The organism is Mycobacterium sp. SMC-8, assembly GCF_025263565.1.
Classification (GTDB): Bacteria; Actinomycetota; Actinomycetes; order Mycobacteriales; family Mycobacteriaceae; genus Mycobacterium.
This window is the reverse complement of record NZ_CP079865.1, coordinates 423064-443998: the sequence shown is the minus strand read 5'-3', so window position 1 is coordinate 443998 and position 20935 is coordinate 423064. Positions and strand designations below refer to the sequence as shown.

The window sequence follows — 20935 nt, the reverse complement described above, 5'->3', positions numbered from 1 at the left end:
ATCTTCGTTGAGGTCCTACGGTGAAAAACATGAGTTTGGAAACGGTCGCCCGCCAGTCGCTGTACCGGCAGACGCACGCAAAGGGCGGTGATCTGCACTCCTTGGCCGACCGCCGGCTGCTGGCCCGGATCTGGCGCTTCGCGGCGCGCCACCATCGCCGGCTGGCGGTGTTCGTCGGCGTCAGCGTCATCGGTGCGGCGCTGACAGTGGCGACCCCGCTGTTGGCCGGGCGCGTGGTGGACGAGATCACCGGCGCGGGCAGTGCCGGGGTGGTCGTCGCCCTGGCGGCCGTCATCGCGGTGGTCGCGCTCGCCGAGGCCGGGGTCGCGTTGCTCACCCGGTGGCTGTCGTCGACCATCGGCGAGGGCCTGATTCTCGACCTGCGCACCGCGGTGTTCGATCACGTGCAGCGCATGCCTGTCGCGTTCTTCACCCGCACCCGTACCGGCGCGCTGGTGAGCCGGCTCGGCAACGACGTGATGGGCGCCCAGCGCGCGTTCTCCGACACGCTGTCCGGGGTGGTGTCCAACCTCGTGACCCTGACGTTGACGCTGGCGGTGATGCTGGGTATTTCGTGGCAGATCACGCTGGCCGCGCTGGTGGTGTTGCCGCTGTTCCTGATTCCCGCGCGGCGGATCGGCGCGGCGATGGCGCGGCTCTCGCGCGAGGCCGCGGCGCACAACGCGACGATGAACACCCAGATGACCGAGCGGTTCTCGGCGCCGGGGGCGACGCTGGTGAAGCTGTTCGGCGACACCGCGGCCGAGTCCCGAGAGTTCGCGGTGCGGGCCGGGCGCGTGCGCGACATCGGGGTCCGCACCGCGATGCTGCAGTCGACGTTCATGAACTCGCTGACGTTGATGTCGGCGCTGGCGCTGGCGCTGGTCTACGGCCTGGGCGGCACACTCGCCCTCGGTGGTCATCTGCAGGCCGGCGAGATCGTGGCGCTGGCCCTGTTGCTGACCCGGCTCTACGCGCCGCTGACGGCGCTGGCCAACGCGCGCGTCGAGATCGCCACCGCGTTGGTCAGTTTCGAGAGGGTGTTCGAGGTGCTGGATCTGGTCCCGCTGATCCGGGAACGCTCCGGCGCGGTCGAGGTGCCGCGCGGTCCGGTGACCGTGGAGTTCGACGACGTGCGGTTCTCGTATCCGTCCGCTGATCAGGTGTCGCTGGCCTCCCTGGAGGAGGTCGCCGAACTGGACGACCCCGGCGGTGAGGAAGTGCTGCACGGCATTTCGTTTACGGCGCGGGCTGGGCAGGTGGTCGCGCTGGTCGGGTCCTCGGGAGCGGGCAAGTCCACGATCGCGTCGCTGGTGGCGCGCCTGTACGACGTCCAGGGCGGTGCGATCCGCCTCAACGGCGTCGACATCCGTGACGTGACGTTCGCGTCGTTGAAGGACACCGTCGGGATGGTCACCCAGGACGGTCACCTGTTCCACGAGTCGATCCGGGCCAACCTCACGCTGGCCGCTCCGGACGCAACCGATGACCAGCTCTGGGCGGCCCTGCGGCGGGCGCGACTCGACGACGTCGTGGCGGCCATGCCCGACGGGCTCGACACCGTGGTCGGGGAGCGCGGCTACCGGCTCTCCGGTGGGCAGCGGCAGCGACTGACGATCGCGCGGGTGTTGCTGGCCTCTCCGCAGGTGGTGATCCTCGACGAGGCCACCGCGTCGCTGGACTCGGAGTCCGAGGCCGCCGTGCAGGCCGCGCTGGCCGAGGCGCTGGCCGGCCGGACGTCGATCGTGATCGCCCACCGGCTGTCCACGGTCCGCGCTGCGGATCTGATCCTCGTCGTCGAGGACGGCCGCATCGTTGAGCGCGGTGATCATCAGGAACTACTGGTCCGCGGCGGCCGCTACGCCGAGCTGTATCGCACCCAATTCGGCACCGACCGCCGAAATTGCGTTCCCGCGGGCCCTCACTCGAACTTTCGCTGCCGGAATGCAAGTTCGGCGCGGGCGGAGCGCGACTTAACCACTTGCCCGCAATGGGAAGATGCTCTAAGTGGCTGACACCCGAGAATCTCTGCATGCGGCGCCCGCGATCGGGGCGCCGCCGAAGCGGGTGAAGCCGAGTTCGGACCTGTGGCGGATGCTTCCGTATCTGTTGCCGTATCGGGGCCGCTGGATCGTGATGATCGTCGTCGCGCTGGCCAGCCTCGCGGCCACCATCTCGATCCCGTTGATGACCAAGGCCGTGATCGACGGTCCGGTGCGTCATCAGGATCAGCAGGGCCTGTGGCTGGTCGGCGCGGCGGCGGTCGCTGTCGGCGTGACCGAGGCTGTGCTGTGGTTCATCCGGCGGTGGCTGGTGGCCCGCGCGACGATGGGCGTGGAAGCCGACATCCGCAAACAGCTCTACGCGCGGTTGCAGATCCTGCCGATGTCGTTCCACGGCCGCTGGCAGTCCGGCCAGTTGCTGTCGCGGATCATGAACGACCTGAGCACGATTCGCCGGTTCATGTCGTTCGGCCTGATCTTCCTGATGCTCAACGTCCTTCAGATCACCGTCGTCACCGCGATCTTGCTGGCGATGTACTGGCCGCTGGGCGTGGTGGTGCTGGTGTCGATCGTGCCGATCACGGTGACGGTGCTGCATTTCCAGCAGGAGTACACCCGGCTGTCGCGGCTGGCGCAGGATCAGGCCGGCCACGTGGCCACCCACGTGGAGGAGGCCGCGCTGGGCCTGCGCGTGGTCAAGTCGTTCGGTCGTGAGGACTACGTCTACGAGCGGTTTGACGAGCAGCTCACCGGCCTCTACGACACGCAGGTCGGCCGGGTGTCGGTGTCGGCGAAGTTCTGGACGCTGCTGGAGATCATCCCGAACCTGACCCTGATCGTCGTGCTCGGCTTCGGCGCGTACGCCGCAGGAAACGGCTCGGTGACGATGGGCACCCTGGTCGCGTTCATCACGATGATGCTGTCGCTGGTGTGGCCGATCGCGTCGCTGGGTTTCCTGCTGTCGATGACCCAGGAGTCGTTCACCGCGGCCAACCGGATCGCCGAGATCTTCGACGCGCCATTGGAGATCACCGACGGTCCGCGCACGCAGGCACCGCGGGGCGGCCGGTTGGAACTCGTCGACGTCGGGTTTCGCTTCCCGGACGCGGCGCCCGACAGTTGGGCTCTGCGCCACGTGAACGTCACCGTCGAAGCGGGGGAGACGCTGGCGTTGGTCGGTGCGACGGGGTCGGGCAAGTCGGTCCTGGTCGGGCTGCTGTCGCGGCTCTACGACGTCAGCGAGGGTGAGATTCGCGTCGACGGCCGGGACATCCGCGAGCTGTCGCTGGACGCACTGCGCCGGACGGTGGCCACCGCGTTCGAGGATCCGACGTTGTTCTCGATGTCGGTCGCCGAGAACCTCCGGCTGGGCCGGCCCCGAGAAGATCCAGCGGCCGACGACGAGTTGGGCCAAGCCGTCGAGATCGCGGCCGCGCAGTTCGTCTACGACCTGCCGTTCGGTCTGGACACCCGCATCGGCGAGCAGGGAATGAGTCTGTCGGGTGGTCAGCGCCAACGCCTTTCGCTGGCCCGGGCGATCCTGGCCGGTCCGCGGATCCTGGTTCTCGACGACACGCTTTCGGCCCTCGACGTGCACACCGAGGCGGTGGTCGAGGAGGCACTGCGCCGAGTGCTGCACGAGGTGACCGGCGTCGTGGTGGCCCATCGGGCCTCGACGGTGCTGCTCGCCGACCGGGTCGCGCTGCTGCAGAACGGCACCATCACGCACGTCGGCACGCACGCTGACCTCCTCTCCCGGGTACCCGAGTACCGCTATCTGCTGGCCGCCGACGACGAGCTCGACGACGGCAGCGAACGCGAATGTGATTGGGCCGATGAGCGTCTGCGTGACGAGCAGATGATCGAACGAGAAGAGCGCGCCCGGCTCGACGGCGACGACGAATGCGCCCGCGTGGACCAGGAAGTCCTGGGGAGGCGCAGATGAGCACCGCCGACTGGCGTGGAAAGTTCGACGAGCAGTCCGATCTCCCGATCGACGAATCGGTGCCGCGCCGACGTGAGGCCCGGTCGCTGCTGTACTCGTTGCTGTATCCCTACCGGTGGGTGGTCGCCGTGCTCGCGATCGTCGTGGTGGTGGAAAACGCTGCGCGTCTTTCGGTTCCGCTTCTGGTGCAGAAGGGCATCGACGACGGCATCCCGCCGCTGCTCGAAGGCGGGACCGCGACCACCCTGCTGACCATCGTGGCGGGCCTGTGCGGTGTGGTCGTGGTCCAGGCCACCAGTCGGATGTACTTCCTGCGCCGATCGGGCCGGACCGGGCAGAAGGTGCTGCTCGAACTGCGTCGCCGGGTGTTCCGCCATTTCGCCCGCCTGGACATCGCGTTCCACGACCGCTACACCTCCGGCCGGGTGGTGAGCCGCTCCACCAACGACGTCGAGGCCATTCAGGACATGCTGGAAACCGGCTTCGACAGCCTGATCACCGCGGTGCTCACGCTGGTCGGCACCGCGGTGCTGCTGGTGGTCCTCGACGTCAAGCTCGGCCTGATGTGCCTGGTGGCGTTCCCGATCCTGGTGCTGCTCGTGTTGTGGTTCCGGCGGGAGTCGTCGAAGGCCTACCGCGAGGTCCGGGAGATCTCCGCGCTGGTCATCGTGCAGTTCGTCGAAACCATGACGGGCATCAAGGCGGTGCAGGCCTACCGCCGCGAGCCACGCAACCAGGAGATCTTCGAGGACGTCGCCGACCGTTACCGCGTGATCAACGAGAAGACGTTCAAGCTGCTGGCCGTCTTCATGCCGGGCGTCAAGCTCGTCGGCAACCTCACCACCGGTGTGGTGCTGCTCTATGGCGGTTACCGGGTCCTGCACGGCGAGATGACGATCGGCACCTTGGCAGCGTTCCTGCTCTACCTGCGGATGTTCTTCGAGCCGATGCAGGAGATCTCACAGTTCTTCAACACCTTTCAGTCCGCGGCCTCGGCCTTGGAGAAGCTGGCCGGCGTGCTCGCCGAGAAGCCGGGTATCAGCGACCCCGCCAGCCCGGTCGAACTCGGCGACGTGCGCGGCGAGATCGCCTTCTGCGGCGTGAAATTCGAGTACGTACAGGGACGCCCGGTGCTTCCCGGGCTGGATCTGGTGATTCCCGCCGGGCAGACCGTCGCGCTGGTCGGCACCACCGGTGCCGGCAAGACCACGATCGCGAAACTCATCACCCGGTTCTACGACCCGGTGGCCGGAACGGTCACGCTGGACGGGGTCGACCTGCGTGACGTGGCGCAGACCGATCTGCGCCGCCATGTGGTGATGGTGACGCAGGAGAACTTCATGTTCGGCGGCACGATCGCCGACAACATCCGGTTCGGGAGACCCGAGGCCACCGATGACGAGGTGCGGGACGCGGCCCGCGCGGTCGGGGCGCACACCTTCATCGAAGCGTTGCCCGACGGCTACGGCACCGACGTCGCCAAACGCGGTGGACGGCTGTCGGCCGGGCAGCGCCAGCTCGTCGCATTCGCACGGGCCTTCCTGGCCGATCCCGCGGTGCTGATCCTGGACGAGGCGACCTCCTCGCTGGACATCCCGAGTGAACGGATGGTGCAGCGAGCCCTGGAAACGGTGCTGGCCGACCGGACCGCGGTGGTGATCGCCCACCGGCTGTCGACGGTGCAGATCGCCGATCGGGTGTTGGTGCTCGAGCACGGTCGCGTCGTCGAGGACGGGGCACCGATGGATCTCACGGCCCGCGACGACGGGCATTACGCGGCGTTGCACCGGTCCTGGGTGCAGTCACTGGCGTAGCGGGCACCGTCCGGAGTTCACCGAAATCCTTCCATCTGGCAACACCCGACCCTAGGCTGTCTTTGCTGTCAGCAAATTTGGGGGGTTCAGATGGATCATGCACGGTTCGTGGGACGGGTCGGCGCGTTGGCCGTTGCTCTGGGCATCGGCGCAGCGACGGTCGCGCTGCCCGGGATGGCGTCCGCAGACGCCGGTGACGACACGTCGTCGACCAGCGCCGAGCATGCGAAAGCAGATGACACGAAAGGGGATTCGGCGTCCGGAGCCGGGGACCCGACCGACGGCGGCATTGACGCTCATGTCAATTCCGAGGACGACGCCGACGAGCAGGATTCCGTGCCGGAGGATGACGCCGATGACGAGGAACCGACGGGGGTCGAGAAGCGCGGCTCGTATGGCAGCAATCGATCAGAAGATGACCTAAAGGGGTCCGACCCCGACGACGTGCAGCCCGACGAGACCGAGAGCGGGTCCGGAGATCTGCACACCGAGCCCGTGCCCGCCGCGGACGACGACCAGCCCGACGACGGCGAGGGCACCGGCGTGGAACCCTCCCCGGAGCCCGGCCCGGCCGCGGACGAGGTGCCGCCGGAACCACTCGTCGACGTTTCTCGGGACGCCCGAGAGCCGGACAAGGCGCGCACGCCGACATCGTCGTCGGTCGTCACTGCGTTGTTCGCCCCGCAGTCCTCCGACGGGTCCGCGCCGGCCGCTCCGGTCGAGTCGCCCCTGCTGTGGACGTTGCTCGCGTTCGCGCGCCGGCAGTTCGGGCAGCCGAGAACCGAACTCGGCGACAGTGGCTCGCCGACGGACACCACCGGATTGGTGGACGGCGGCGCCGGTGCGGTGCCGCAGCCTGCAGAGGTCACCACGCGCGACCCGGGTGTCTTCACCGGCTCGGTCGGTGGCCGCGTGAAAGCGACCGATCCCGACGGTGGGTGGCTGACCTACAGCGGATCGGCCGGCACCGAGAAGGGCAGGGTCACCGTCACGCCGTGGGGCACCTTCCGTTACACGCCGTCCGCCGCGGCCCGCCATGCCGCCGCCGCGGGCGGGGCCACCACGGAAGACAAGACGGACAGCTTCACGGTCACGGTCAAAGACGCCGCCGGCAACGCTGTCGATATTCCCGTCACCGTGAACATCCTGCCCCGCAACGCCGACCCGTTCGGTGTGCGCGCCAGCGCCGGCAACCCGAGCCTGACCACCGGCACCACGATCGTCAGGGTCAGTGCCTACGACTTCGACCGCGACGCGCTGAACATCACCGGACCGCTCTCGACCGACAAGGGCGAGCTCGTCGACAACGGCGACGGCACGTTCACCTACACACCGACGGCGGCCGCCCGTGAGGCCGCAGGCGCCCCGGGTGCGCCCGCCGATGCCGGGATCGACTCGCTGACGTTCACGATCAGCGACGGACACGGTGGAACCCTCACGGCCACAGTCGATGTCGTCGTAACGGCATACGTGGACGCAAGTGAGTCGACCCCCGGACGGGCCGCGGGCCCTGTGCTGATCAGCTCGAATGGCACCATCTATCAGGTCACCTACGACGTGGACGCGACCAACAGGCCCATCCGGACCCGCGTCAGCATCCTCGACGAGGACGGCCAGGTGCTGAAGACGACCGATGTCATCGCCGGATACCCAGTGGAGCAGGCACTCCCGGTCGTCCGGCCCGACGGCACCCTGTTGGTCACCACCTACAAGGAGTCGTCGAACACGTCCACCATCTCCCTCGTCGACGGCCAGGGGGTGGTGAAGACGGTCGGAACAGTGATCGGGCAACCGTCCGCACCGATGGTGGTCGCCCCGAACGGGGCGGTGTTCTTCACGACGCGGCAGTTCCCCTCCGGTTCCGGCGACCGGCTCATCCGCGTTTCCGCTGCGGGTTGGCCCCGGGTGTATCAACTCGGTGTCGCCGCAGACACGCCGAGCGTCGCGCCGGACGGCAGCGTGTACATCGTGTCCCGCTCGTTCGGGGTCACGTCGGTGCTGGCAGTCGGACCGGGCGGCAACTCGCGGCGGGTGTCGCTGCCATCGGGTGCCGACACCGTCAACGACGTCGTCATCGGCCAGGACGGCCGGGGCTACCTGACCGTCGAGCGGAACTTCTTCGGCACGAAGACAACTCGCGTGTACACGTTCACCGGGACGTCGAACACCGTGCGGGAGATCCCCGGCACTCCGGACGGCGCGAAAGTGATCACCGCAGATGGTGTCTACCAGTACACCTTCGACGAGTCGACCGGGAAGTCCTACATCTCCCGGATCACCGCGGACGCCATCGAAACCTCCGATCCCCTCGACGGGCGCGTCATCAATCCGATCAGCGTCACCCCGGACGGCACGGTGTACGTCTCGGTCCGCAACGCCGCCACCGGGACCGACAGCGTGGCGATCATCAGCAGCACCGGTGAGGTCATCACGGTCGAGGTCCCGGGCACGGTCGTGCCGGTGCTGCCGAGCGTGAGCCCGGTGCTCGGCGGATATGACGCCAACCCGAACGCCGGCGACAACGGCTACGTCGTCTACGAGTCCGGCGGTGTGCGCTATCTCGCCGTGGTGAACCCGGACGGGACCATCGTGCGCACGATGACGTTGCCCGCCGGCACCACGGTCGCCACTCCGGTGGAGTTCGGGCCGGACGGCGCGGCGTATCAGGTCATCGAGACACGGGACGAGCAGGGCCGGGTCACGTCGCGGGCGGTGCTGGCGTTGGCCACCGACACGGTGACGCCTGCGCTGCCGGGCAATCCGCTGCGCCCGAACTTCCCGGCGCTCCAGTTCGGATCGGACGGCAGCGGGGTGCTGATCACCGTCGAGTCCGGCCAGTCGCCGTTCGAGTACCACTTCCTGCGGTTCGACCAGGACGGCGCCACGATCGCCACCGCGGACCTCGCGGGGTTCCTGCAAGCGGCCGAACAGGATTACGTGTTCTGGCAGGAAGGAGTGGTGTTCGGTCCCGACGGCACGCCGTACGTCACCCTCACCGGCGCAGACCAGGGGGTCTTTGCGTTGACGTCGACGGGGCCGGTGAAGGTCCTCGATCTCGATCTCGGACCTGGCGAGCTCGTCGAACCGGTGAAGTTCGGACCCGACGGCGCGGCCTACGTCACGGTGTCGGAGCGCGTCGACGGCGCCTTCGTGACGACGGTGCGCACCTTCACCCCGCTCACCGAGCTCTGACCCTCTGCGGCCGCCTTCCGCGCCGAAATCGCATTCCACGCGGTCGTTTCGCGATTTGACGCGCGTGGAATGCGATTTCGGCGGTCAGCGGAAGTCGGCGAAAAACGTTGCGACGTCATCGATGTAGAGCTCGGGCTGTTCGAACGCCGCGAAATGCCCGCCACGCGGCATGGTGGTCCACCGGGTGATGTTGTAATTGGCCTCGCACCAGTGCCGCGGCGAGCGCAGGATCTCCTTCGGGAACGCCGCGACACCGGTGGGCAGTGTGACCGGCCCCCCGCCGCGGAAGCTGCCGAAGCTCTCCCAGTACAGCCGAGCCGACGACGCCGCCGTGCCGCTGGCCCAGTACAGCATCACGTTGTCGAGCAACTCGTCTCGGCTGAGGGCGTTCTCGGGGTGCCCATCGCAGTCGGTCCACGACCAGAACTTCTCGACAATCCAGGCCAGCTGGCCGACCGGCGAATCGACCAGGCCGTAACCCAGGGTCTGTGGCCGGGTCGACTGTTGTTTGGAATAGCCGGAATCCCAGCGCTGGTAGTAGCCGAGGCGTTCGAGGGCGGCCTGTTCGTCGGGTGTCGGTTCGCCCATGTCCTTGGGCGCCTGGCCGATCGGCATATTGGTGTGGATCGCCACGCAGTGGCCGACGTTGCGGCCGATCTGGGTGGTGACCGCCGCGCCCCAGTCGCCGCCCTGGGCGCCGTAGCGGCGGTAGCCGAGCCGCACCATCAGCTCGTCCCACGCCGCGGCGATGCGTTCCACACCCCACCCGGTCGACGCCGGCTTGCCGGAGAACCCGTAGCCGGGCAACGACGGACAGGCGACGTGGAAGCCGGCGTCGGTGAGCGGCTCGATCACCTTGTGGAACTCGACGACCGACCCCGGCCAGCCGTGGGTGATGATCAGCGGGAAAGCGTCTGCACGGGTGGACCGTGCATGGATGAAGTGGATCGGCAGTCCGTCGATCTCGGTGGTGAAGTGGTCGAACCGATTCAGGCTGGCTTCCCTTGCCCGCCAGTCATATTCGTCGGCCCAGTAGGCGGCGAGTTCGCGGGTGTAGGACAGCGGGATGCCCTGACTCCAATCGTCGACGCATTCGGCTTCCGGCCACCGGGTGCGCTGCAGGCGTTCCTTGAGGTCGGCGAGGTCGATGTCGGCGATTTCGATCCGGAACGGCTGAATGTGGGCCATGGCACATCCTGACACTTGGATAATCACCGGTTGTGGGGACCCCGACGCTGATCCTGATCGCCGCGACGACGTTGGCCGCCTGCGTCTGTCTGGGCGCCGCCGTCTACGAAGCCCTCGTCGTCGACCCGTACTGGCCCAGACGCCCGGGCATCATCCAGTCCAAGAACGGCGGCATCTCGCGGGTGCGGTTCTGGTTGCCCGCGCCCCTGATCTTCGAGGTGCTGCTCGTCGTCACCCTGGTGGTCACGTGGGGCGACGCAACGGTCGGGGTGGTGCTGCTGGTCGCCCTGGTCAGCCACGCGGCGATGCGGCTGTGGACGTTGTTCGACCTGATCCCCACGGCGGCCGAGTTCGAACGCACGGACCCCGCCGACATCGACGAGTCCGCGGCGCTGCGGTGGACGCGGAAGAACCTGCTGCGGCTGCCGCTGCTGGCGGTCACCGCGGGCGCGATGCTCGCCGCGCTGGCGTTCGCGTGACGTAGGTAGATCGCGAAATTGCATTCCACGCGCCGTTGTCGCGGAAAACGCCGCGTGGAATGCGATTTCGGCGGGCTTAGAGCGCCGGTGTGATGGGATTGCCGGGTGTCAGAAGACGCCGCCCCCGAGCCCGCGATCGTCGCACGCGCGATCACGATGCGCGGCCCATGGGGTCCGGTCTACGGACCTCTTGACCTCGACGTCGCCGCCGGCGGTGTCACCGTGCTGCTGTGCCCGCCGGGTTCGGGACGCACCGCGCTGCTGATGACGCTGGCGGGCCGGATGCGTCCCGCGTCCGGTTCGCTGTCGGTGTTCGGCCGCAGCCGCGTCCGCGACATCTTCGCCCACGCCGCGCTCGCCGGCATCGACGAACTCGACCCGGTCGCCGAATCGGTGACAGTGCGGGATCTGATCACCGAGAAGCTGCGCTGGGACGCCGACTGGTACCGGCTGATCCGGCGGGCCGGCCAGGACGAGCTGGTCCGGGTGTGCGGGCCTGTCTTCGGCGACCTGCCGCTGCCCCCGCTGTCGGAATACGTCGAGGAGCTCACCGAACTCGACGGTCTGCTGCTGCGGGTCGCGTTGGCCAACACCGGCCGGCCACCGCTACTGGTGGTGGGCAGCATCGAGCAGGTCACCGATGACCGGCATCGCGATCTGCTGGTCTCCCGACTCGTCGAGCTGGGCCGCGCCCAGACCGTCGTCACCGCGGGCGTCAACCCCGTCCCCGGCCGGCCGGTCGCCCAGATCGAGGTCGAGAACACCACCCGCTCCGAGCTTGCAGATCAGCAGAAAGGTGGTGCCTGATGGCGCTGGCCGGGATGTCACTGGGCACCGACCTCAAGCGCTATTCACGCGGGGTGATGCCGCGGATCGCGCTGATCACCATCATCCTGATGCCGCTGCTGTACGGCGCGATGTACCTCTGGGCGTTCTGGAACCCGTTCGCCGAGGTGAACAAGGTGCCGGTGGCCCTGGTCAACGAGGACCGCGGCGCGTCGGCGCAGGGGCAGCCGTTGCGGGCCGGCGACGAGGTCGCCACGGCACTCATGCAGTCCGGCCAGCTCCATCTCACCGAGATGTCGGCGCAGCAGGCCGCCGACGGCGTCGCGCGCGGCGACTACTACTTCTCGATCACGCTGCCGCCGGACTTCAGCGAGCGCGTCGCGTCGCCTTCCGGTGACGACCCGCAGCAGGCGCAGATCCGGTTCACCTTCAACGACGCCAACAACTATCTGGCGACGGTCATCGGGCAGAACGCCTCGCGCGAGGTTCTCAACCAGGTCAACGCCAAAATCGGCGAACGCACTGTCGGCACGGTGCTGACCGGGCTGACCGACGCCGGCGCAGGGCTCGACCAGGCCGCCGACGGCGCGCAGCGACTCGCCACCGGCCTCGACGCGGCCGACGACGGCGCTCACCGGCTGGCCACCGGCGCGGCCACGCTGTCGTCCGGACTGGAGACAGCGCGTGCCGGCTCGGCCCAACTCGCTGCGGGCACACGACAATTGGCCGCAGCGGTGGACACCGCGACGGGTCCGCTGCTGGAGGTGCTGGACCGGGTCGGTGCACTGGAGTTGAACCCCGATGAGGTCGCGCTCGCCGCGCAGCATCTGTCCGCAGCCGTGCATTCGACGACCGACCGGATCGCGGCTCTCAACGTCAACAGCGCGCAGGCCTCCGCGATCGTCGACCAGGCCGTCGGCTTCCTGCAGGCCAACCCCGACCCGGCGGTGCGCGACGCGGGGCACGCGCTGGCCGGTGCTCAGCGGCTGCTGCGTGCCCAGAACATCGACCCGACCACCGACGAGGGCCTGATCCGGTTGCGCGACAGCGCGTCCCGACTGGAAGCCGAGCTCGGCGACCCGGGGGGTGAGTTGCGCACCTTCCTGACACGCGCGCTGAACGGCGGGCTGCGTTCGGACGTCGCCAAGCTCAAGGACGGCGCCGACGAACTGAACTCCGGGGCCCAGCGGCTCAGCGCCGGGCTGGTGCAGCTGTCCGGCGGGGGCCGGGAGTTGTCGTCCGGGGCGTCCCAGCTGGCGGATGGTACGGAGAAGTTGCGGGCCGGCGGGCAGGAGCTGGCGACCAAGTTGCGTCAGGGCACGGCTGAGGTTCCGTCGTGGACGCCGCAGCAGCGCACGGCGATGGCGCAGACGCTGGTGACGCCGGTCGGCCTGGATTTGGTCAACACCAACCCGGCGGCCACGTTCGGCACCGGTTTCGCACCGTTCTTCATGCCGCTGGCATTGTTCATCGGCGCGCTGATCACATGGATGCTGTTGACGCCGTTGCAGTCCCGGCCCATCGTCAACGGGCTGGGCGCCCTGCGGGTGGTGCTGGCCTCCTACTGGCCCGGCTTGCTGATCGCGGCGTGCCAGGTCGTGGTCATGTACGCCGTCGTGCACTTCGGCGTCGGCCTGCAGGCCAAGTACCCGCTGGCCACCGTCGCGTTCCTGGTGCTGATCGCCGCGACATTCCTGGCCATGATCCAGGCGTTCAACGCGGTGTTCGGAGTCGCGGTCGGCCGCGTGGTCACGCTCGCATTCCTGATGCTGCAGCTGGTCTCTGCGGGCGGCATCTACCCGGTCGAGACCACCGCCCGACCGTTCCAGATCATCCATCCGTTCGACCCGATGACCTACGCGGTCAACGGGTTACGGCAACTGACCGTCGGCGGCGTCGACTCGCGGCTGTGGATCGCGATCGCCGTTCTGGCGGGCCTGCTCGCTGCCTCACTGGCTGCCAGCGCATGGTCGGCGCGCCGCAACCGGCAGTACACGATGGACCGGCTTCACCCACCCATCGAGGTGTGACAGGGGTGAGACGGACGACCCCGTCTCCCGCCGAAATCGCATTCCACGCGATGAATCCGCGAAAAGTGCCGCGTGGAATGCGATTTCGGCGGGATCAGGGAAGGCCTATGCGGCGGTAGCGCTCCAGGCGGGCGGCCAGCCGCTGTTCGTCGGGCACCGTGCGCAGCCGGTGGAGTTCGGCTGCGATGGTCGCCGAGAGTCGCGCGGTGAACGCCATCGGTTCGTCGGCCGCATCGGGATGTTCGGGAACGACCGCGTCGACGATCCCGTTGCGCAACAGATCCGCCGATCGAATGCCCTGTGCCGCAGCCAGTTCCGGGGCGTGGTCGACATCGCGGAACACGATCGCGCTGGCGCCCTCGGGAGGCAGCGGTGCCAGCCAGCCGTGCAGGGCCGCCAGCACCCGGTCGGCGGGCACCATCGCCAGGGCAGGGCCGCCGCTGCCCTGGCCGAGCAGCACCGAGATCGTCGGGGTGTCGAGTGTGACCAGCTCGGCCAGGCACCGGGCGATCTCACCGGCCAGCCCGCCTTCCTCGGCCTCGGCCGACAGCGCCGGACCCGCGGTGTCGATGACGAGCACCAGCGGCAGTTTCAGTCCCGCCGCCAACGCCATGCCGCGCCTGGCCTCGCGCAGCGCCGCCGGGCCGACCACCCCGCCGACCACTCGCTGCTGTCCGAGGACGACGGCCGGCTGACCGCCGAACCGGGCCAGCGCCAGCAGCGTGGTGGCCGCCTCACCCTGACCCGTCCCCGACAGCAGCACCCGTTCGGTGGCGCCGTGCCGCAGCAGCGCGCTGACGCCCGGCCGGTCCGGGCGCCGCGAGATCTCGACCGACTCCCAGGCCGGCACATCGGGCAGCGGTTCGGGCTCCGGCGCGACGGGCGGCTCGCCGGGCGCATCCGACACCACCTTCAGCGTGCGGTCCAGCGTCGCGCGCAGCACCGCGAGCGGGACGACAGCGTCGACGACGCCGTGGCGGTGCAGGTTCTCGGCGGTTTGGATGCCCGACGGAAACGGTTCGCCGTAGAGATGCTCGTACACCCGCGGGCCCAGGAACCCGATCAGCGCTCCGGGTTCGGCGGCGGTGACATGCCCGAGCGACCCCCAGGACGCGAACACCCCGCCGGTGGTCGGATGCCGCAGATACACCAGATACGGCAGATGGGCCTTCTTGTGCAGTTCCACGGCGGCGGCGATCTTGACCATCTGCAAGAACGCGACCGTGCCCTCCTGCATGCGGGTGCCGCCCGAGCTGGGCGACGCGAGCAGCGGGAGCCGCTCGGCTGTCGCCTTCTGCACCGCGGCAACGATGCGTTCGGCTGCGGCCACCCCGATGGAACCGGCCAGGAAGTCGAACTCGCACGCCACCAGCGCGACCCGCCGGCCGAACACCCGTCCTTCGCCGGTGAGCACGGATTCGTCGAGCCCGGTCGCGGCCTCGGCGTCGTCGAGTTCCCTACGGTATGCCTCCGAGGTGGGCACGGTCAGCGGCGGCTCATCCCAGCTCACGAAGGATCCCTCGTCCAGCAGGGCGTCGCGCAGCGCATGGGCGCGGATCCGGCTCACAGGGAAAGGCTAATAGGGTGGGGTCCATGATTGGAGTGACCTGCGACGGGAACGTGATGACGCTGGAGCTGCAGCGCCCCGAGCGGCGCAACGCGCTCAACGCCGAGTTGGTGGACAGACTGCGGGAAGCGATCGAGAAGGCGGCTTCCGAAGACGTCCGCGCGATCGTCATCACCGGCGCCGGCCACGTGTTCAGTTCGGGGGCGGACCTGTCCGGTGGTCAGGGCGTCGCCGACGAGCTTCCCGACAAAGCCAGGGCGCTGAACCTGGCGATCGACCGCGCACCGGTGCCGGTCATCGGCGCGGTCAACGGCCCCGCGATCGGCGCCGGGGTCATCCTGTCGATGATCTGCGATCTGCGCGTGGTGGCGCCCGAGGCCTATTTCCAGTTCCCGGTCGCGAAATACGGTATCGCCCTGGACAACTGGAGCATCCGGAGATTGACCTCGCTGGTCGGCGCCGGACGGGCCCGCGGCATGCTGCTGGCCGCCGAACGGCTCACCGCCGACGTCGCGCTGCAGACCGGGATGGCCAACCGGATCGGCACACTGGCGGACGCGCAGGCCTGGGCGCAGGAGATCGCGGGATTCGCGCCGCTGGCGCTGCAGCACGCCAAGCGGGTGCTCAACGACGACGGCGCCTACGAAGAGCCGTGGCCCGCCCACCAGGAGCTCTTCGACCGGGCCTGGGCCAGCCAAGACATCATCGAGGCCCAGATCGCGCGCATCGAGAAGCGGCCGCCCAGGTTCCGGGGCGCCTGATGGTGCTGCGGACGGCGCTGCGCTACGGCTTCGGCACGGCATCGCTGCTGGCCGGGGGATGGGTGTTGCGCGCGCTGCAGGGCACGCCCGCCTCGCTCGGAGCGACCCCCGCGGAGATTGCGCCGGTGGCGCGCCGCTCGCCGCACTACAAGGACGGGAAGTTCGTCAACCTCGAGCCGCCGTCGGGCATCACGATGGACCGCGACGTGCAGCGCATGCTGCTGCGGGACCTGGCGAACTTCACGTCCCAGGGCACACCGTCCGCACCGATCCCGCTCGCTGAGCCGCCGACAGTCGACCCGGTCGCGGCGCCGGCCGCGGCGAGCTGGTACGGCCACTCCAGCGTGCTGATCGAGGTGGACGGCTACCGCGTCCTGGCCGACCCGGTGTGGAGCAATCGGTGCTCCCCGTCGCGCGCGGTCGGACCGCACCGGATGCACGACGCGCCGGTGCTGCTGGAAGCGCTACCCGCCGTCGACGCCGTCATCATCAGCCACGACCACTACGACCATCTCGACATCGACACCATCGTCGCGCTCGCGCACACCCAGCGCGCCCCGTTCGTGGTGCCGCTGGGCATCGGCGCGCACCTGCGCAAGTGGGGCATCCCCGAGAGTCGCATCGTCGAACTGGACTGGAACGAGGCTCACCGGATCGACGACCTGACCCTGGTCTGCACACCGGCGCGGCACTTCTCCGGACGGCTGTTCGCGCGCGACTCCACGCTGTGGTCGTCGTGGGTGGTAGCCGGGCCCGTCCACAACGCGTTCTTCGGCGGCGACACGGGCTATACCAAGAGCTTCGCCGAGATCGGCGCCGAATACGGCCCGTTCGACCTCGCCCTGCTGCCGATCGGTGCCTACCACCCCGCCTTCGCCGACATCCACATGAACCCCGAAGAGGCGGTACGCGCCCACCTGGACCTCACCGACGTGGACCACGGCCTGATGGTGCCGATCCACTGGGCGACGTTCCGGCTGGCGCCGCACCCCTGGGCCGAACCGGCGGAACGGCTGACGGCTGCCGCCGATGCCGAGCGGGTGCGTCTGGCGGTGCCGATCCCCGGTCAGCGGGTGGACCCGGAGTCGACTTTCGAGCCGTGGTGGCGCTTCTAGGCTGCGACGACGCGTTACGGTGCTGATCATGAATCCACCGGTCAGGCTGGCCGTATTCGCACTGGCTGTTGCGCTGCTGGGAGGGTGCGGCGCCGAGCCCGCCGACCCCGCCGCGTCCGCGACATCCGTGGCCCCGCCCGCCGGGCAGGCCTGGAAGGTGCCCCCTCCGTTGGTCCCGGCGATGCCGCTGCCGGACAACGCGGTGCAGAACGCGGTGGCCGAACTCGACGGGATCGCCGAGCGCCTGGTCGCCGAGTCGGGTATCCCGGGCATGGCGGTGGCCGTGGTGCACGGCGGAAAAACGGTGTACGCGAAAGGGTTCGGCGTCAAGAACCTTGAGCGTGCCGATCGGCCGGACAACCGGGTCGGTCCCGACACGGTATTCCAGCTGGCATCGCTGTCCAAACCACTGAGCGCGACGGTCGTGGCCACCCTGGTGGGGCAGGGCCAGGTCAGCTGGGACACCCCCCTCGTGTCGCGGCTGCCGTGGTTCGGGTTGTCGGACCCGGCCGTCACGCAGATGGTCACGGTCGGGGACATGTTCTCGCACCGCTCCGGACTGCCCGACCATGCCGGGGACAAGCTCGAAGACCTCGGCTACGACCGCAGGCAGGTGCTGGAGCGGCTCCGCGAACTGCCGCTCGATCCGTTCCGAACGTCCTACGCCTACACCAACTTCGGATTGACCGCCGGCGCGGAAGCGGTCGCCGCCGGCACCGGGAAGTCCTGGGAACAACTGGCCTCCCACGCGCTGTTGGCGCCGTTGGGCATGACCGCCACCAGCTACACGTTCGGTGACTACGAGGCCCGGCCGGACCGCGCGGTGGGCCACATCCGCATCGACGGCCGCTACGAGCCGCGCTACGTCCGCGACGCGCAGGCACAGTCACCGGCGGGTGGGGCCAGTTCATCGGTCAACGACATGGCCCGGTGGATGGCGATGGTGCTCGCCGACGGGCAGCACGACGGCCGTGCGCTGATCGACCCGAAGGCGCTGCTGCCCGCGGTCACCCCGCAGGTGGTGTCGTCGCGGGGCTCCGAACCGGCGATGCGGTCGGGGTTCTACGGATACGGCTTCAACGTCGGCACCACGCCGGCGGCACGCACCGAACTGAGCCACTCGGGTGCATTCGAACTCGGCGCAGCCACCAACGTGCTGTTCCTGCCCTCGGCCGACGTCGCGATCGTCGCGCTGACCAACGCCAGCCCGGCGGGTATCCCGGAGGCCCTGACCGCGCAGTTCGCCGACCTGGTCCAGTTCGGGGAGGTGCGCGAGGACTGGGGTGATTTGTACGGCAAGGCTTTCGCCGACATGGACAAGCCGGTCGGGGCGCTGGTCGGCCAGCAGCGGCCCGTCGGCGCGAAACCGCCGTCACCGCTGCCGTCGTACGCCGGGGTGTACCGCAACGCCTACTGGGGGCCGGCGACGGTCGCCGAGCGCGACGGCCGCCTGCAGCTCACCCTGGGACCGCGCGGCACCTTCGAGCTGAGCCCGTGGGATGGCGACGTGTTCACCTTCCCGGTGTCCTCCGAGAACGCTCCCCCCGGAACGGTTTCGACGGCGACGTTCGCCGGGGACGCCCTCACGCTGGAATATTTCGACGACGACGGCAAGGGAGTCTTCACCCGATGACGGTTTCTGTGGCCGCCGGCCTGTCGGACGCCGAGGTGGCGCAGCGCGTCGCCGAGGGCAAGACCAACGACGTCCCCACCCGGGCTGCGCGCAGCGTCTCCGAGATCATCCGCGGGAACGTGTTCACCCGCATCAACGCCATCCTCGGCGTGCTCCTGATCATCGTGCTGTCCACCGGATCGGTGATCAACGGCGCGTTCGGTCTGCTCATCATCGCCAACAGTGCGATCGGCATCATCCAGGAATTGCGCGCCAAGCAGACACTGGACAAACTCGCCATCGTCGGGCAGGCGAAACCGTTGGTGCGCAGGCAGTCCGGGAGCCGGCCACTCGCGCCCAGCGAGGTGGTTCTCGACGATGTGATCGAGTTGGGCCCCGGCGACCAGATCGTGGTCGACGGCATGCTCATCGAAGAGGCCAACCTCGAGGTCGACGAGTCCCTGCTGACCGGCGAAGCCGACCCCATCGCCAAAGACGTCGGCGACCATGTGATGTCGGGCAGCTTCGTGGTGGCGGGCACCGGAGCCTACCGCGCCACCAAGGTCGGCCGCGAGGCCTACGCCGCGAAACTCGCCGAGGAGGCCAGCAAGTTCACCCTGGTGAAATCCGAACTGCGCAACGGGATCAACAAGATCCTGCAGTTCATCACCTACCTGCTGGTGCCGGCCGGGGCCCTGATCATCTATACCCAGCTGTTCACCACCGGGGCCGGCTGGCGGGAATCGGTGCTGCGGATGGTCGGAGCCCTGGTGCCGATGGTGCCCGAGGGGCTGGTGCTGATGACCTCGATCGCCTTCGCGGTGGGGGTGATCCGGCTGGGCCGTAGGCAGTGTCTGGTCAACGAGCTGCCCGCCATCGAGGGTCTGGCCCGTGTCGACGTCGTCTGCGCCGACAAGACGGGCACTCTGACCGAGAACGGGATGCGGGTCAGCGATCTGTTGCGCATCGAGGCTCCACAGGCAGGAGAGGAGCCGAGCGACCGGGGGGCGGGCACGGTCGCCGAGGTGCTGGCCCAGCTCGCCGCCGACGACGCCAGGCCCAACGCGAGCATGGCCGCGATCGCGGAGGCCTACACGATGCCGCCCGGCTGGACCGCGACCGCCACCGCGCCGTTCAAGTCGGCCACCAAATGGAGCGGCACCTCCTATGCCGATCACGGCAACTGGGTGATCGGCGCACCGGACGTGCTGCTCGACCCCGCCTCGCCGGTGGCCGAGGACGCCGAGAGGATCGGCGCGCAGGGTCTGCGGGTGCTGCTGCTCGGCTCCAGCGACCGGCCGGTGGACGCACCGGACGCCCCCGGTGTGGTCACCCCCGCCGCGCTGGTGGTGCTCGAGCAGCGCGTCCGCCCCGACGCCCGCGACACCCTCGATTACTTTGCCTCGCAGCATGTCTCGATCAAGGTGATCTCGGGGGACAACGCCGTCTCGGTGGGTGCGGTGGCGGGTTCGCTCGGGCTGGCCGGCGAGACGATGGACGCGCGGCGGCTCCCCGAGCAGCCCGACGCGCTCGCCGACACGCTGGAGGAGTGCACGACGTTCGGCCGGGTACGGCCCGATCAGAAGCGGGCGATGGTGCACGCGCTGCAGTCCCGCGGCCACACCGTCGCGATGACCGGCGACGGCGTCAACGACGTGCTCGCGCTCAAGGACGCCGACATCGGCGTGGCGATGGGTTCGGGGAGCTCGGCGTCGCGAGCGGTGGCGCAGATCGTGCTGCTGGACAACAAGTTCGCCACCCTGCCCTACGTCGTGGGGGAGGGCAGGCGGGTGATCGGCAACATCGAGCGGGTCTCGAACCTGTTCCTCACCAAGACGGTGTACTCGGTGTTGCTGGCGGTGCTCGTCGGCCTGGGCGGACTGTCGGCCGAGCTGTTCGGGTCCGATCCGCTGCTGTTCCCGTTCCAGCCCATCCACGTGACGATCGCGGCATGGTTCACCATCGGTATCCCGGCGTTCATCCTGTCCCTGGCCCCGAACAACGAACGCGCCCGCCCGGGGTTCGTGCGGCGGGTGATGACGTCGGCGCTGCCGTCGGGGATCGTCGTCGGGGCGGCGACGTTCACCTCGTACCTGCTCGCCTACCAGGGGCGGGCGGCCACCGAGACCGAGCAGACACAGGCCTCGACCGCGGCGCTGATCACGCTGCTGGTGTCGGCGCTGTGGGTGCTGTCGGTGGTGGCGCGCCCGTATGAGTGGTGGCGGGTGCTGCTGGTGGCGGTGTCGGCGCTGGCCTACGTCGTCATCTTCAGCATCCCGTTCGCCCGTGAGCTGTTCATCCTCGATCCGTCCAACGTCGCGCTGACGTCGACGGCGCTGGGAATCGGGCTCGCCGGTGCGGTCGCCATCGAGGTGATCTGGTGGGTTCAGGGCCGTGTGCTGGGAGAACAGCGCACCCTGTGGCGTCCGAGCGAGCGGTAGGG

The 20935-nt window shown here is 69.0% G+C and carries 13 protein-coding genes; 11 read left to right on the top strand and 2 right to left on the bottom strand.

Going from position 1 to position 20935, the window contains the following annotated elements; genetic code table 11:
• Positions 1 to 29 precede the first annotated feature (29 nt).
• From KXD97_RS02280 to KXD97_RS02265, 4 genes are all read left to right on the top strand, one after another.
• Positions 30 to 2015: an ABC transporter ATP-binding protein gene (locus tag KXD97_RS02280; RefSeq protein WP_260755265.1), complete on the top strand. Its 1986-nt coding sequence runs from the start codon at positions 30 to 32 to the stop codon at positions 2013 to 2015.
• Positions 2008 to 3948, top strand: a complete 1941-nt coding sequence (locus tag KXD97_RS02275) for an ABC transporter ATP-binding protein (RefSeq protein ID WP_260755264.1) — start codon at positions 2008 to 2010, stop codon at positions 3946 to 3948. The genes KXD97_RS02280 and KXD97_RS02275 overlap by 8 nt, the downstream gene beginning before the upstream one ends.
• Entirely contained in the window at positions 3945 to 5762 is a 1818-nt protein-coding gene (locus tag KXD97_RS02270) for an ABC transporter ATP-binding protein (RefSeq protein WP_260755263.1), read from the top strand. The genes KXD97_RS02275 and KXD97_RS02270 overlap by 4 nt, the downstream gene beginning before the upstream one ends.
• 90 nt (positions 5763 to 5852) lie before the next feature.
• On the top strand, positions 5853 to 8954 hold the full coding sequence (locus KXD97_RS02265; RefSeq protein ID WP_260755262.1) for an Ig-like domain-containing protein: 3102 nt from the start codon (positions 5853 to 5855) through the stop codon (positions 8952 to 8954).
• A gap of 84 nt (positions 8955 to 9038) precedes the next feature.
• Here KXD97_RS02265 and KXD97_RS02260 read toward each other — a convergent pair whose 3' ends face one another.
• On the bottom strand, positions 9039 to 10142 hold the full coding sequence (locus tag KXD97_RS02260) for an epoxide hydrolase family protein (protein WP_260755261.1): 1104 nt from the start codon (positions 10140 to 10142) through the stop codon (positions 9039 to 9041).
• Positions 10143 to 10174: 32 nt separating this feature from the next.
• Between KXD97_RS02260 and KXD97_RS02255 the strand changes: the two genes are divergently transcribed.
• The 3 genes from KXD97_RS02255 to KXD97_RS02245 all read left to right on the top strand — a co-directional run bounded on the left by KXD97_RS02255 (position 10175) and on the right by KXD97_RS02245 (position 13437).
• Positions 10175 to 10621, top strand: a complete 447-nt coding sequence (locus tag KXD97_RS02255) for a hypothetical protein (RefSeq protein WP_260755260.1) — start codon at positions 10175 to 10177, stop codon at positions 10619 to 10621.
• A gap of 156 nt (positions 10622 to 10777) precedes the next feature.
• On the top strand, positions 10778 to 11428 hold the full coding sequence (locus KXD97_RS02250) for an ATP-binding cassette domain-containing protein (protein WP_396885574.1): 651 nt from the start codon (positions 10778 to 10780) through the stop codon (positions 11426 to 11428).
• Positions 11428 to 13437, top strand: a complete 2010-nt coding sequence (locus KXD97_RS02245) for a YhgE/Pip domain-containing protein (protein WP_260755258.1) — start codon at positions 11428 to 11430, stop codon at positions 13435 to 13437. Before KXD97_RS02250 ends, KXD97_RS02245 begins: the two co-directional genes overlap by 1 nt.
• A gap of 94 nt (positions 13438 to 13531) precedes the next feature.
• Here the strand turns inward: KXD97_RS02245 and KXD97_RS02240 are convergent, their stop codons facing one another.
• Positions 13532 to 15004 (bottom strand): carboxyl transferase domain-containing protein, encoded by a 1473-nt coding sequence (locus tag KXD97_RS02240; RefSeq protein ID WP_260755257.1) that lies wholly within the window; start codon positions 15002 to 15004, stop codon positions 13532 to 13534.
• Between the two features lie 26 nt (positions 15005 to 15030).
• Here KXD97_RS02240 and KXD97_RS02235 point away from each other — a divergent pair, with 26 nt between their 5' ends.
• Genes KXD97_RS02235 through KXD97_RS02220 form a run of 4 tightly spaced genes read left to right on the top strand, consistent with a single transcriptional unit; the run spans position 15031 to position 20933 of the window.
• A complete protein-coding gene (locus KXD97_RS02235) occupies positions 15031 to 15765 on the top strand; it encodes an enoyl-CoA hydratase (protein WP_260755256.1) in 735 nt (244 codons plus the stop codon).
• A complete protein-coding gene (locus tag KXD97_RS02230) occupies positions 15765 to 16880 on the top strand; it encodes an MBL fold metallo-hydrolase (RefSeq protein ID WP_260755255.1) in 1116 nt (371 codons plus the stop codon). The genes KXD97_RS02235 and KXD97_RS02230 overlap by 1 nt, the downstream gene beginning before the upstream one ends.
• Before the next feature lie 28 nt (positions 16881 to 16908).
• Complete coding sequence (locus tag KXD97_RS02225; protein WP_260755254.1) at positions 16909 to 18513, top strand: serine hydrolase; 1605 nt, start codon at positions 16909 to 16911, stop codon at positions 18511 to 18513.
• A complete protein-coding gene (locus tag KXD97_RS02220; RefSeq protein ID WP_260755253.1) occupies positions 18510 to 20933 on the top strand; it encodes an HAD-IC family P-type ATPase in 2424 nt (807 codons plus the stop codon). Before KXD97_RS02225 ends, KXD97_RS02220 begins: the two co-directional genes overlap by 4 nt.
• The last annotated feature ends 2 nt before the right edge of the window (positions 20934 to 20935 follow it).

What these genes read in the sequence shown, in the direction of transcription:
- KXD97_RS02270 (WP_260755263.1), top strand. Translation starts at nt 3,945, where the DNA reads ATGAGCACCGCCGACTGGCGTGGAAAGTTCGACGAGCAGTCCGATCTC.
- KXD97_RS02230 (WP_260755255.1), top strand. Translation starts at nt 15,765, where the DNA reads ATGGTGCTGCGGACGGCGCTGCGCTACGGCTTCGGCACGGCATCGCTG.
- KXD97_RS02220 (WP_260755253.1), top strand. Translation starts at nt 18,510, where the DNA reads ATGACGGTTTCTGTGGCCGCCGGCCTGTCGGACGCCGAGGTGGCGCAG.
- KXD97_RS02235 (WP_260755256.1), top strand. Translation starts at nt 15,031, where the DNA reads ATGATTGGAGTGACCTGCGACGGGAACGTGATGACGCTGGAGCTGCAG.
- KXD97_RS02280 (WP_260755265.1), top strand. Translation starts at nt 30, where the DNA reads ATGAGTTTGGAAACGGTCGCCCGCCAGTCGCTGTACCGGCAGACGCAC.
- KXD97_RS02245 (WP_260755258.1), top strand. Translation starts at nt 11,428, where the DNA reads ATGGCGCTGGCCGGGATGTCACTGGGCACCGACCTCAAGCGCTATTCA.
- KXD97_RS02260 (WP_260755261.1), bottom strand. Translation starts at nt 10,142, where the DNA reads ATGGCCCACATTCAGCCGTTCCGGATCGAAATCGCCGACATCGACCTC.
- KXD97_RS02225 (WP_260755254.1), top strand. Translation starts at nt 16,909, where the DNA reads ATGAATCCACCGGTCAGGCTGGCCGTATTCGCACTGGCTGTTGCGCTG.
- KXD97_RS02250 (WP_396885574.1), top strand. Translation starts at nt 10,778, where the DNA reads ATGCGCGGCCCATGGGGTCCGGTCTACGGACCTCTTGACCTCGACGTC.
- KXD97_RS02265 (WP_260755262.1), top strand. Translation starts at nt 5,853, where the DNA reads ATGGATCATGCACGGTTCGTGGGACGGGTCGGCGCGTTGGCCGTTGCT.